Annotated in this window: 10 protein-coding genes; 7 read left to right on the top strand and 3 right to left on the bottom strand. The window is 51.9% G+C overall.

The features are described from left to right. The first annotated feature begins 135 nt into the window (after positions 1-135). Entirely contained in the window at positions 136-918 is a 783-nt protein-coding gene (locus tag CLV60_RS02190) for a methyltransferase, TIGR04325 family (RefSeq protein ID WP_106593732.1), read from the top strand. 7 nt (positions 919-925) lie between these two features. Here CLV60_RS02190 and CLV60_RS02185 read toward each other — a convergent pair whose 3' ends face one another. After that, positions 926-1,594 carry a DNA alkylation repair protein gene (locus CLV60_RS02185; RefSeq protein ID WP_106593731.1) on the bottom strand — a complete coding sequence of 223 codons (669 nt, stop codon included), beginning with the start codon at positions 1,592-1,594 and terminating at the stop codon, positions 926-928. Positions 1,595-1,779: 185 nt separating this feature from the next. After that, positions 1,780-2,325, bottom strand: coding sequence for a RidA family protein (locus CLV60_RS02175; protein WP_106593730.1), 546 nt, complete (start codon positions 2,323-2,325; stop codon positions 1,780-1,782). A 370-nt stretch (positions 2,326-2,695) separates the two neighbouring features. Between CLV60_RS02175 and CLV60_RS02170 the strand changes: the two genes are divergently transcribed. The 4 genes from CLV60_RS02170 (at position 2,696) to CLV60_RS02155 (ending at position 11,068) form a co-directional block, all read left to right on the top strand. Then, the gene (locus CLV60_RS02170; protein ID WP_106593729.1) at positions 2,696-6,007 is read left to right on the top strand and encodes a SusC/RagA family TonB-linked outer membrane protein; all 3,312 of its coding nucleotides are present in this window, start codon (positions 2,696-2,698) and stop codon (positions 6,005-6,007) included. A gap of 8 nt (positions 6,008-6,015) precedes the next feature. After that, a complete protein-coding gene (locus CLV60_RS02165; RefSeq protein WP_170118693.1) occupies positions 6,016-7,785 on the top strand; it encodes a RagB/SusD family nutrient uptake outer membrane protein in 1,770 nt (589 codons plus the stop codon). Between the two features lie 314 nt (positions 7,786-8,099). Further along, complete coding sequence (locus CLV60_RS02160; RefSeq protein WP_106593727.1) at positions 8,100-8,435, top strand: PadR family transcriptional regulator; 336 nt, start codon at positions 8,100-8,102, stop codon at positions 8,433-8,435. Continuing rightward, positions 8,432-11,068 carry an ABC transporter permease gene (locus CLV60_RS02155; RefSeq protein WP_106593726.1) on the top strand — a complete coding sequence of 879 codons (2,637 nt, stop codon included), beginning with the start codon at positions 8,432-8,434 and terminating at the stop codon, positions 11,066-11,068. Before CLV60_RS02160 ends, CLV60_RS02155 begins: the two co-directional genes overlap by 4 nt. Positions 11,069-11,105: 37 nt before the next feature. Here the strand turns inward: CLV60_RS02155 and CLV60_RS02150 are convergent, their stop codons facing one another. After that, positions 11,106-12,386: a phage tail-like protein gene (locus CLV60_RS02150; RefSeq protein WP_106593941.1), complete on the bottom strand. Its 1,281-nt coding sequence runs from the start codon at positions 12,384-12,386 to the stop codon at positions 11,106-11,108. Between the two features lie 201 nt (positions 12,387-12,587). On the opposite strand from CLV60_RS02150, the gene CLV60_RS02145 reads away from it, so the two are divergent. Together CLV60_RS02145 and CLV60_RS02140 are read left to right on the top strand one after the other, a co-directional pair. Further along, a complete protein-coding gene (locus CLV60_RS02145; RefSeq protein WP_106593725.1) occupies positions 12,588-13,301 on the top strand; it encodes a hypothetical protein in 714 nt (237 codons plus the stop codon). Positions 13,302-13,488: 187 nt separating this feature from the next. Further along, positions 13,489-14,055, top strand: coding sequence for an ExbD/TolR family protein (locus tag CLV60_RS02140; protein ID WP_106593724.1), 567 nt, complete (start codon positions 13,489-13,491; stop codon positions 14,053-14,055). Positions 14,056-14,090 lie beyond the last annotated feature (35 nt).

Below are 14,090 nucleotides of genomic sequence, written 5' to 3'. Positions count from 1 at the left end.
TCGTTCAGAATTAATTGACATTCAGACACATAAAATCAAACATTGCTCATTATCACGGAGTTGACTGTGCTAATATCGTATTATAGCCGAGTTACTGAATAATGTCATAAATTGCGGGCGATCTAAAAGAAAAATATGGGCTTCTTTAAACCGAAGAAAAAAAATCCTTACGGCTGGTTTGGCGACTATAAAAAGTGGGAAGCACTCACCGCGCTGTCGGGCGGCTACGAAGCAGAAGCCATTTTGGACAAAACCAAGAACGCGCTCCTCAAAGTAAAGAATGGCCAGGCAGTTTACGAGCGCGATTCGGTGCTGTTTGATAAAAAAATTTACCCCTACTCAGTCATTTCAGCCCTTCTTTATACCGCTGTTGAATGCGGCAACAATCTGAATGTCCTTGATTTCGGAGGCTCATTAGGCAGCACCTATTACCAGGTGAGGGACGTTATCCCGCCGGTAGTAGATCTGCATTGGAGTGTCGTGGAGCAGGATAATTACGTTCGGTGCGGACAGGAGTTCTTCGAAGACGAAATTCTGAAATTCCATTTTACGATCAAAGAAAGTTTGAAGGCCCGGAAGGCCGACGTGCTGCTGCTTTCGAGCGTGGTGCAATACCTCGAAAAGCCGCACGACTTTCTGGAAGAGATCAAACAATATGATTTCAAATACATCCTCATCGACCGCACAGCGTTCATCAAAGCCGATCGACCCGACCGGCTCACATTACAAGTAGTGCCGCCAGAGATCTATGAGGCGCATTACCCGGCCTGGTTTTTCAATGAGAAGGATTTTCTCAAACATTTTGAAGGCTACGAAATCAAAATGGAGTTCGAATCGTTCGTCGCAGGCGAGCAGGAAATGGAGATCGACCACGAGAAGGCCGGTTATGACAAAGGATTCTTTCTGATCAGGCGCTGAGTAGCCATTATTTACTCTGCCTGCTCACCATTTCATTGATCCAAATGGGTGCAAAGGGAGATGTACAACCCTTTGAAACCGGATAATCGCGGTAAATGCCCAGCTTTTCGCCGATCGCCAGCGCACGCGCCCGAAGCTCCGGAAAATGAATCCCGATCTGCGCCAGGGTGGTGTTCATAGTCCATTGTACCTCGGAAGGGGCTGTGGGCATTTCAGATTCAATGCGATCCAGCAGACCCGGAACGTCGATCCCCTCGGGGGTGCGTGTCACGCGCCCGGCCGTGAGGCTCCATCCCGCACGTGCCGCCCACGGGTAATCCGATTCCATCCAAACTTCACGAAGTTCTTCTTTTTGCGGATGCTCCTTTACAATATAGGACGAAAACCAATCGGCCACCCAACCGTAATTGACTCCGTGTACCAGCCGGTCGAGTTCTCCCACGGAGAGCAGTTTGGGTTTCATGATCAGCATTCCCAAAAGCTGGGCCTCGATATTGCCGGTAGCCCACAAAGCCAGACCTAGTTCATGGTCGGACTTGATTTTGTTCGCGATGCCCCTGATATCGCCCATTTTCACCCCGAACTGATTTTCGTGCGCGCCATTTTTTTTATTCATGGCGCGCACTTTTTCAGATCCGAGCGATTCAAGTTGTGTTAATACTTGTTCGACGGTCATTTACCTTGCATTTTTTCCGGATCATCATAGTTGACCATCCAGTTGATACCAAATTTATCGGTCAGCATTCCAAAATACGCTCCCCAGAACATATCCGCCAGCGGCATCGTCACCTGCCCGCCGTATGGAAATCCTCCTCCAAAAACGGATTTATAAATAATAAGGCTTTTCCAATAAAAAACTGCTTACGGCTCCACTTCCACGATCATTTCGATCTCTACGGCAATCCCGGAAGGCAACGACGCCACGCCCACCGCGGAACGTGCATGCTTACCGCTTTCGCCAAAAACTTCGACCATGAAATCGGTGAAGCCATTGATAACCTGCGGCTGCTGAGTCAGCGTTGGCGTGGAGTTCACCATGCCCAGCACTTTGATTACCCTTTTCACCTTTTTCAGGTCGCCTATCTCGTGTTTCAATGAGGCCAGCAAGCCGATCCCGCACAGTTTGGCCGCTTCCTTACCCTGCTCGACGGTGAGGTCGTCCCCTACTTTGCCGAGTATCTGGCCGCCGCCGGGTTTGTCAGGGCCGTGGCCCGAAAGATAAACGAGGTTGCCCACACGCACCGTGCGCAGAAGATTTCCTTTACCCGGATTGATTTTGGGCAGTGTAATACCCATTTCGGTCAGCTTTTTCTCGGGATCGGGACGGCCGGTCTGGGCCACGGCGTGAAAGCTAACAGTCAGTGCCAGGAGCAGCGCAGCTGCCAACGAGGTTGATTTAAATCGCATAAGGTTTAGTTTAATAATTAATGCGGCTAAAATTAACAATCATTCGTAGAGAACCCGCAATCTCAGCCTTTCAATCGTGATCGCATCCCACCGCGCCGCTCCCTCCCGATGTAGCCTATCGTTGCTACCCCGGCACTTCTCTATTTTATTTTTAATATTTTTTCATCATATAGTTAAACAAATACAGTATTTGTTCAGTCATTCTTGACTTTCTAAGGCGTAAATCCCCCCTGATTCGTCTGGCGATCCAGATTATGATATTGTTAAATAGCGATTCGCGGCAGCCTTAAATAATGCGGATTGCCCAATTTTGTCGCCTCAAAACCGGAACTAACTCAATTCATTCACCATACCCAAAATTTACACCCATATGTATCGATGTAAAGAAAGGTGGTCGCTTGGCGCAGGCGCCTTACAAAAATCGATTGCCCATGCAGCGCTGCTCGCAATGATCGGCGGCACGAGCTGGGCAAGCCCGACTAAAACCGGCATTCTGCCCGGTAACGTACACAAGAGCATCGTGAAAGCCGACCGCCAGATCAAAGGCCGCGTAACTGATGTGGATACGCCCGACGGTATCCCCGGTGTGAACGTCGTTATCAAAGGCAGTCAGGCTGGTACGGTCACCGATGCAAGCGGTAACTATACGCTCGAAATCCCCGACGGCGGTGCCGTGCTGGTGTTCTCCTATGTAGGTTACACAAGCCAGGAAGTTGCCACGGGCACACGGTCGACCATCGATGTCGCATTGAAGGCCGACAGCAAATCACTGAACGAAGTGGTGGTTGTCGGATATGGTACGCAAAAGAAAGTAAACCTGACCGGTGCTGTCGATCAGGTGGGACAGGAAGTGCTTCAAAACCGTCCTGTACCTAACCTCGCACAAGGCCTGGTGGGTGTCGTACCCAACCTGAACATCCGGATGTTCGACGGAAAACCTACCCAGTCGCCCCAGTTCAACGTCCGCGGTACGACCTCCATTGGCCAGCAAGGCAGTGCACTCGTCCTGATCGACGGTGTGGAGGGCGACCCGCGCATGCTGAACCCGCAGGATATCGAGAGTATTTCGGTATTAAAGGATGCTGCTTCGGCCTCTATTTATGGAGCAAGAGCGGTTTTCGGGGTGGTATTGATCACCACCAAACCAGCGCCCGAAGGTAAAATGCGGATTTCCTATTCGGCCAACTACTCAATCAAAGCACCGACCGAAGTACCAGACAATATCGTGGATTCTTATCCATGGGCACAGGGTTTCAGCGACGCATGGTCACGCTGGAACGATAACGGAAGCACGCCGACGGCGATCAACAAAACCATTGCATTCTCCCCTGCCTACCTGGCGGAGATCAAACGGAGATACGAAGATCCCTCGCTGCCCCGCGTAGAAGTGAACCCTTCCACGGGCGAGTATCAATACTATTACAGCACCGACTGGTATAAAGAGCTTTACAAGAAAAACCTCAGCGCACAAGACCACGCATTGTCCATCGCCGGCGGCACCGACAAAGCGACTTACCTGCTGAGCGGCCGCTTCAATAACCAGGACGGTTTGTTCCGCTACAACACCGATAAATACAGCATGTACAACTTCCGCGGTAAAGGCGGTGTGCAGCTTACGTCGTGGCTGCGCGTGGATAACAACACGGAGTTCTCGTCGATGAAATACCACCAGCCGCTCAATGTCGGTGAAGGAAGCGGTATTTACCGTAACATCGCCGATGAAGGCCACCCGCTGGCACCATTGACCAACCCGGACGGATCGCTCTCATTCTCTGCCGCTTATACTGTGGGCGATTACTACTACGGCCGCAATGCGCAGGATCAGACCCGCCGGTTCCTCAAAAACCAGACGGCCCTGAAGGCACAGTTCTTCCAGAAAGCGCTGACACTCAAAGCCAACATGACGTTCCAGAGCACCGACCTCGCGACGAGCCAGATCCGCGTGCAGGTGCCATACAGCCGCACGAAAGGCGTAATCGGCTACACCGGCACCAACACCAACGACATTGCGGAAGGACGTAACACGATTAATTACCTCGCTACCAACTTCTACGCCGACTACGTGAAGTCGTTCAACAATACGCACAACTTCACATTGCTGGGCGGTTTCAACTACGAGCGGTCACTCACGACCAACCTGGCTGCGCAGCGCAATGGTATCGTGTACAGCGGCGCGGACGATATTAACCTCGCATTGGGACAAAGCATTACCACCCAGGGCGGTTACCGCAAATGGGCCATCGCCGGTGGTTTTTTCCGTTTGAACTACAACTTCCGCGAGCGCTACCTGCTTGAAGTGAACGGTCGTTACGATGGTTCTTCCAAATTCCCGACCGACCAGCAATGGGCATTCTTCCCGTCGGTATCGGCCGGATGGCGCGTGTCAGAGGAGCCATTCTGGAAAGTGGACCCGAAAATCCTTTCCAACGTGAAAGTCCGTGCTTCTTACGGATCGCTGGGTAATGGTAATATCGACCCGTACACATTCAATGAGAAATTCAACATTTCGCAATCCGGACGTGTGATCAACGGGATCCGTCCGCAAACAACGAGCATGCCGGGCGTTGTACCGAACGGCCTGACCTGGGAAACGGCTACTACCGCCAACCTTGGTCTGGATTTCTATGCGCTGAACGGCCGTCTCCAATTCTCGGGAGATATGTACCAGCGCAAAACGACGGACATGTTCACCGTTGGACCGACACTGCCTGCGGTTTTTGGAACGGGCGTTCCAAAAGGAAACTATGCCGACCTGAAAACGAACGGATGGGAGCTTTCGATCAACTGGGACGACCAGTTCAACATGGGGTCTAAGCCATTCCATTACAATGTCCGTTTCACATTGGCCGACTACAAAGCGACTATCACCAAATACAACAACCCCGACAAAAACCTGACCGACTATTACGAAGGCCAGCGCGTGGGTGAGATCTGGGGATACAAGGTGGCAGGTCTGTTCCGGTCGGACGCCGAGATCGCCGAATCTCCTTCGCAGGCGAACATCCCGAACACCAACACCCGCAAAAACTATCCGGGCGACCTGAAATTTCAGAACCTGGATGGCGACAATGTGATTTACCAGGGTTTGAACCGTGTGGGGAACTCGGGGGATAAAACCATTATCGGTAACTCCGAACCACGTTACAGCTACGGGGTGAACCTGTCGGGTGACTGGAACGGCTTCTTCCTTGGCGCCTTTTTCCAGGGTGTATTGAAGCAAAACTGGTATCCATCATCGGAAGCGCGTTTCTGGGGACAGTACAACCGCCCTTACAACGCCTATCCGCGTTGGCAAAAGGACAATATGTACCGCGAAGAGCTGGGTAACTTCGATGCTTACCTGCCGCGTCTTGTAGGATATGTGGCGCAAGGCTCGGGCCGCGCGTTGCAGGTTGCCAACGACCGTTACATGCAGAACGTGGGCTATATCCGTTTGAGAAACCTGCAAATAGGATACACCATTCCTGAACGCATTACCTCGAAAATCCACGCCCGCGACCTGAAAGTTTACGTTTCCGGTGAAAACATCTGGACGTGGTCACCGCTGTACAAATGGACCCGCGACACCGACGTGACCAGCATTTACGGATCCGACCGCGACCTGGGCGGCGGCGGCTCGGGTGACGGTTACAACTACCCAATGCTGAAATCCGTATCGATCGGCTTGTCACTCAATTTTTAATGGAATTTATGAAGACGAAAAAAATACTTAGCTATACCCTTGCCGTCATGCTGCTCGCTACGGCAAGTTCCTGCGACCTGAACGAAGTACCTGTAGATACCGCCACCAATGAAGCCGTGTTCGGCTCCGAAAGCGGTTTGGAACTTTATGCGGGTTCTTTTTACGACCTGCTTCCCGGTACGGACGTAGGCGTGTTCCAGATCGACGATAACTCCGACCTCGTGGCACGAAACGGCGTCGACGACTACCTTGCCGTCAACGCATTAAGCCCCATTACCAGCAGCGGATGGAGCTGGACGCAGCTGCGCAATATCAATTACTTCATTGAAAATACCGAAAAAAGTACTGTCCTAACCAAGAACCACTACCTGGGCGTCGCGCGCTTCTTCCGGGCCTTGTTCTATTTTGATAAAGTAAAAAGATTCGGTGATGTACCCTGGATCGATAAGACCATCGGTGTGGACGACGATGCCGCGCTCTATGGCGCTCGCATGAACCGTTACGAAGTAATGGACAAAGTGCTGGCGGATCTCAATTTCGCGATCGAGAACATCACATTGACTTCCGACCCGTCGGTAACACGCATTACCAAAAACGTAGCCCGCGCGTACAAGACGCGCATTGCATTGTTCGAGGCATCGTGGCGGAAATACCATACCGAGGACAACAAGCAGGCAACGGCCAATACCTGGTATGAAGAGGTAGTGAAAGAAGCCAACGCGATCACCGGCTTTACGCTGCATTCGACTACACCCGACAGAGCCTACCGCGAACTGTTCCTCGCGAAAAGCGCTTACACCGACGAAACGATCCTTTCGGTAGCTTTGAGCGCGAGCTTGCAGGTGTACAGCTCGGCCAACCGCCGGTTCATCAGCCCAACTTACGGTAACCGTCCCAGCCTGACACGCCGGTTTGTCAATACCTATCTGAATCTGGATGGGACTCCTTTCACCAGCAAAAAGGGTTACGAAACGACTCCATTTGTGGAAGAGGTCAAAAACCGTGATTTGCGTTTGAAGCAAACCATCCGCACCGGCGACTACACCCGTACCGAAAACGGCGCGCCTGTCATTGCCCCACCGAATTTCACCCAGACCTACACCGGCTACCAGCCCATCAAATGGTGCTACGACGAGCGTTTCCCTTTCGACGACGAAAGCCGCAACGACAACGCGCATATTATCATGCGCTGGGCGGAAGTGCTCCTGAACAAAGCAGAAGCTCTGACCGAACTCGACAAAATGACCGACGCGGAATGGACCAACACCATCGGCGCATTGCGCAAGCGTGCAGGAATCACCGGCGCAACATTGACGAGCCTTCCTACCACGGCCGATCCTTATATGGTATCGTTCTTTGGCGGCAAGTTCACCAATGCCGTGTTGCTGGAAGTATTGCGTGAAAGAGGTACCGAAATGGTGTTCGAAGGCCTCCGCCCCGACGACCTGAGACGATGGAAACTGGGTAGCCTGTTCCAGGATACGCCTATGAACGGCATGTACGTACCAGCCCTCGGCGAATACGACCTGAACGGCGACGGTAAAAACGACGTGCACTTCTACCAGGGAACAAAACCTACTTCAACCACACCCGGCATTGCATTCGTGGACGTGAGCCCATCGACTGCCGTAGGCCGCATCCAGCTATCAAAAGGCACTTCCGGCGAAGTAATGTGGAACCCCGGACAGCGCGAATGGGCGGACAAGAAATACCTCTACCCTATTCCGGAACCCGATCGTATCAGAAACCCTGCTCTGGGGCAGAATCCGGGCTGGTAATGTTCCGTATTGTCAGGAGTTGTCAAGAATTGTCAGGCATTGTCAAGAGTTGTCAGGCATTGTCAAGAATTGTCAGAGATAGACAAGTGTAGTCAGGTGTGTTAAGAATAGCACTTGAAAAATTGCGAAGCGAGGTTGTCGGCAACGGCAACCTCTTTTTGTTCCCCCGCCAGTCCCATTGCCCCGGTCTTTGGACCGGGGGATATAAATAATATAGATTTTAAGCTTAAAAATATTTTACATACAAAACATGATTTTATGTTTTAATAATACATACATTTAATGACTAAATAGACTAAACCATTGTCGGCCAGATGAAAGGGACTAACCTTGGCGAATTTGAAGAACTGGTACTGCTCACCATTGCCGCGCTCGCTGCCGAAGCATACAGCGTGGCTATTTGTGATGAACTGGAAAGGTACACGGGCCGCTCTGCCAAACTCGGCGTAGTACATGCCGTGCTCAACAGGCTCGAAGAAAAGGGGCTGGCCAAAAGCCACCTGGGCGATGCCAGCGCCACGCGAGGGGGCAAACGAAAACGCTTTTATGAAGTTACCCACGCGGGTAAGGTGGCGCTCATGCGTGCTAAGGAGCTGCGCGAGGCCATCTGGCGGAATATCCCCGGCTTTAACCTGGAAGGATCCATATGAACAAGGATCCGCAACCTCCGCAATGGGCCACGGCCTTCCTGAGATGGTACTGCCGACCCCGGCTGCTCGAAGATCTGGAAGGCGATCTCTACGAATATTTTGTCCGGAATGTGAGCCGGAAAGGCCTCCGCTATGCACGGCTGGTTTATTGGCTCGATGTGATCAAGTTCCTCAGACCCTACACCATCCGCAAAATAGAACCTCTCACTTTTCTAACCCATTTCATGATGATCGGCAGCTATTTTAAAACTTCGAGGCGTAACCTCGTCCGCAACAAACTCTTCTCATTCATCAACGTCGTAGGCCTTGCCGTGAGCATGTCGGTTGGGTTGCTGGTGATTTCCATCGTGAACGACTTGCGTTCCTACGATGATTTTCATGAAAAGAAAGACCGCATTTTCCGCGTCCTCACCCACCACCAGAACGACGGCCAGGCGCCGACGGACCTGGCATCCAGCTCCATAAGGACCGCTCAAAGACTTGCCGGAGACGTTCCGGGCGTGGAGAATTTTACCATCCTGCGCAACGGATTTTCAGGGGATGCGAAGGTGGGGCAAAATACTTTTCCATTGGAAGGCACCTGGGCCGATCAGTCATTCTTTAAAGTATTTACTTTTCCGCTCCTGGCAGGCGATCCGGCAACGGCCCTCCAAGCGCCCTATTCGCTGGTTTTGACAGAAAAAACGGCAGAACGGCTGTTCGGCAGTACCCAGGTTTTGGGCCAAACCGTACGCTTCGACACGCTCGAATACCAGATTACCGGCATCGCCAGGGATATTCCACACCTTTCCCACATCCATTTCGATGCATTGCTGTCGTTCGCCAGCGCGGATGCGACAATGGGTAAAAAGCAGGATGGATTTTACAACTGGGATAATGTATGGTCCAACTACACCTACATAACCCTCTCCAAAAACGGCAGCACGGCAGGCGTGCAGCGGGCACTCAATCAAATCAGCAAAGAAGAAAACAAGGCATTGCTCCACAAAAAGGTAACGTTGTCGCTCCAACCTTTGAAAGACATCGCATTAGGCAGGAAGCTTTCCAACAATATGGGGCCCCGCATGGAGCCTGTTACGCTCTGGATATTGGGCGGGCTGGCTTTCGTAATCATTTTATCGGCCTGTTTCAATTACACCAACCTGTCGGTCGCGCGGTCGCTCAGGCGCTCGCGCGAGGTGGGCGTACGCAAGATTATAGGCGCACGCAGGAGCCATGTTTTGGGGCAATTCATGACCGAGGCAGTACTGATCTCCTTCCTGGCCCTGGTCTTTTCTTTCGGGTTGTACCTGCTTCTGCGTCGCGAGTTCCTGGCGCTCGACCCGCATATTCCCGAAATATTCACACTCGACCTTTCCGTTCGGTCCGTGCTTTCCTTTATTGCGCTGGCAGTCATTACCGGCTTCGTGGCAGGATTTCTTCCGGCGGTTTTCTTTTCGAAAATCAATGCACTGTCTGCCATGAAAGATGCTTCCGGGCTCCGGATTTTCAAACACATCGGCTTACGGCGGGTGCTGATTGTCGCTCAATACACCCTTTCGCTGGTATTCATCGCCACCACGCTCGTGGGGTACAGCCAGTACAAAGGCTTCCTGAATTTCGACCTCGGCTTCACGACCGAAAACATCCTGAATATCAAACTGAACGGCACCGATGCAGCAACATTAAAAAAAGAGCTTTCGGAAATCCCCGGTGTGACACAGATCGCGCACTCCAGCATGGTCAGCAGCCTGGGAAGCATGTATGGCTTTGATGTAAAATACCGCCCCAGCAATGCATCACCGGGAGATTCCGCATTGGTTTGGGTCAATACGGTGGATGAAAACTACCTTCCTATTCACCAGCACAAGCTGATTAGCGGCAGCAACTTCACGCTGCGCCCCGAAAAAGGAAAAGAAAGCGAAGTGATCGTCAACCAGCAGGTTTTGAAACGGTTCAATATCGGCGGACGCGACCCGCAGAAGGCATTAGGGCACGTTTTGTCGGTCGACGGACGGGACCTGACGATCATTGGCGTCATGAAAGATTTCCATTATGGAACCGTCGAAAACAAGATCGAGCCGGTGATGTTCCGCTATTCCAAAAGCGAGCCATGGGGCTACCTGAACCTCCAAATGGCCTCTACCGACCTGGAAAGCACGATGGCGAAAATTGAATCGGCCTGGAAACAATTCGACAAAGTACACCCGCTGAAAGCGAATTTTTATGATGATCAGATTGAAAATGCATACAGCCAGTTTTCCATGATGGTGAAAGTAATAGGCTTTCTGGCCTTTCTGGCTATTTGCATTGCCTCGTTGGGCCTTTTCGGCATGGTCGTGTTCACAACCGAAACCAAATTGAAGGAAATCAGCATCCGCAAAGTACTGGGTGCCAGCGAACCGGGATTGATATACCTGCTTTGCCGCGGATTTATCGCGCTGCTGGCCGTTGCTGCGCTGATAGCCCTGCCGGCTACTTACCTGCTGTTCGACAAAGTACTGCTTACCCGATTTGCCTATCACCAGCCCATCGGTATCCCCGAAATGCTGGCCGGGGCGTTGATCGTGATGCTGCTGGCCCTGGTCATGATCGGCTCGCAGACCGCCCGCGCTGCCAGGAGCAACCCCGCGAAAGTCCTCAAAAGCGAGTAAATGACAACGCCGCCGATAAATCCGGCGGCGTTGTCATTTATTTAACATTCACAAATACATTGATCTTCCCGACTCCATCCCCGGCGTAGTTCTGCAATGCCTTACCGATTACCTGGCCCGGCTTTATCTGGCCCGGATCGGCTTTCATAGCCACACCCGGCCGCGAGGACGTCACCAGCAAATCGCCCCTGTGAATGGCCCCGCCGTCGGCACATACCTTGGTAGGAATTACCCCCACCACGCCCATCGGTACCCTGTCGATCATTTCCACGTCTACCGGCTGATCGGTAAGCAGCACGCCCGGCTTGGTGGCATACACCCCCAGTACCAGCGTGGAATAGGCCCCGGTGCTTTTTTCCACCGTCCGGTCCTTTTCTGTGGCGATCGCCAGCACATCACCCGGTTCGTAAGCGGCAATGTGCTCTGTTACCTCAAAAGCTTCTGCAAGGTCGGCACCGGAATTTTGGGTACCATCATTGAAATACCCTTTCCCCGCCCTGTCGATGCGGGCGACGTTGGCCCCCGCGGCTTGAAACACTGCAATATTACCAGCCGTTCCCCTGTGGTTGGCAAGAAAAGCATTTCCCTTACCTTGCGTGTTGATCTCGACGATATTATTGGTATTGTTAGCGGCCGTATTCCCGAAAAAAGCAACCTTTCCCGAAGCTGCGCCGGAGATGGTAGCATTGATGGCATTGCCCGCATTCGAATGCGCGGCATAAATGGCATGACCTGTTTGCTTCGCCTGAGCGATAACGGCGTCGCCGGTGCCTTCAACAATTGAGACAATTCCGTTCCCGTCGCCAGCCGGATTGCTGGCATGGAACGCCCCCGCCTGCCCAACGCTTCCAGAAGCAATGCCAAAAATACCCGCCGCGCCAAAGTTAGCAAACTGGGAATTCACCTCGCCCCTCACGGCAGCACTGGTACTCACCGCCTGGTCCACCTTGAAACTAGCCGCATAGCCATTGGCCTGGTTCGTAATCGTCATTAACCCCGGGGTGCTGCTTTGCGTGGCTGAATACGGCAATGTAAACGGTTCATTATCCAGCTTGCCCCAGCCGCTTCCGCCCGCATAGAACCAGAAATGCTTGCTATCCGTATCGTATACCAGCAAGCCGTCCGCGGGATTCGCTACGGCTGTCCGTTGGGCGGTGGTCATGCGAGGTACCAGCATACCTTTGGCAGTGGAAACAATGTCGAGTTGCGCACTGGCGTCGGGCGTCTGCGTGCCTATACCTACCTGTGCATACGAAGTATTTAAAATGCCTGATACCAAGGCGATTGCCAGAGTAGTTTGTAAAAATATCTTTTTCATGGAACGGTTCATCAGAGAAGATTGTGACCTCCTAATCTAATCCAATGTAACCGTCAGTGAAGTAGTAATTAATACGATTTAATTGTCGAAAATTCGCTACATACAACAAGCCCGAGATGCTGTCTTTTAGAATTAAAAAATTCTTTAATTAACTTTGTAACACAAAGTACTTTTTAAATATTTGAAGAAAAATCAACTGCTATGTCACTTCTAAACCGCCTGGCTGCATTTTACGTGGAAGCGAAAGGGAACAAATGGTTCCGCTACTTTGCCATCTTTTGCCGCATTGGTGTGGCTATGGCGTTTATTCCTTCGGGGATGGTGAAGGTGATGGGTGAAAGGTTTACGGCACTGCCCTCAAACCATCCGCTTGGTCACTACTTCGATGCGCTGCATCTGACCGGCTACTATTATACATTTATCGGCGCGGGGCAGTTGATCACGGCCGCATTGCTCCTCATTCCGCGTACGGCGGTACTGGGAGCTCTCATGGCTTTCCCCATCATGCTCAATATCTCCGTGCTGGTGTACGCCACCCGTTTTGAAGGCACCCGCATTGTTACGCTGATCCTCCTGGCGAACGCCTATTTGCTTTGCTGGTACTTCGACAGGCTGCGGTACATTCTGCCATTCAAGACAGCCGACCTCGGCCTACCGGCCTACAAGACAAGCAGCAACAAGTTCCCATTCGCATTTTTCGGACTGGTCATCGCCGCCATTGCGGCCGTCATCATCGGTAATGCCTACCTGTACGACATTCGTCCCGGCAACTCCGCCGAGGAATGTACGAATGGCTGCCCGGGCAACAGCGATCCCGAAGCCTGCCAACAGTTCTGCGACTGCATTTACAACCAGGGTAAGCCGCTGGATACTTGCCTGAAAGAATATGAAAATGCTCCCCGGCAGAAGAAATGAAAATCGTCCCGGTCCAACTGCTTTGCCGGGGCGATGCTTTGATAACCCAAATTGCTTCGTCAGCCCAAAGCAGCGGTTTGAGGTTTTATCGAAAAAGACTGACCTATTCTTGTTTTTATATAAAATTAAATTATATATTTGATCAGTAAGGTTAAATGCTCTTTTAAACCACTAACCAACCTGACAAATGGCAGCGATAGAAGTATCCGGCAACGCCCGCAGTACAGGCTCCGGCAGAATGAGAACCCGCATGTCCACACGTGTCGACATGACGCCCATGGTAGACCTCGGCTTTTTGCTGATCACATTTTTTATGCTTGCCACCACCATGAGCAAGCCTACTTCGATCTCCGCATTCTTTCCCGCCAAAGGAAACGAAGACGGCCTGCCAATCAAGGGATCGGGCGCCCTGACCATTTTTCTGGGTAGCCATGACCAAGTCTATTATCTGGATGGCATCGCTCCGAACGATGAAAAGGCTTCCGCCTCACTCAAAACCACAGACGCGGGAATCGGGCTACGGAACGTTATTTTCGCCGCACACAAGCGGGTAAGTACGCTCGAAGGCAGGCCCAGTGACGACCGCAATGCCCTCGTGATCGTGATCAAACCTACCGCAGTTTCCACCTACAAAAACATGGTCGATGTGATGGATGAAATGGCGATTACCAAGTCGCGGCGCTACGCTTTGGTGGATTACCTGACGGATGCAGAAAAGGAACTGCTCGGCGACAGGATCGAAGAAAAGAAATAGTACGTTTACATCCCTCCGTAACCGGACCGATCGCC

Source organism: Dyadobacter jiangsuensis, assembly GCF_003014695.1.
Lineage (GTDB): Bacteria > Bacteroidota > Bacteroidia > Cytophagales > Spirosomataceae > Dyadobacter > Dyadobacter jiangsuensis.
The sequence above is the reverse complement of the archived record's forward strand: the minus strand, read 5'-3'. Positions and strand labels throughout refer to the sequence as shown.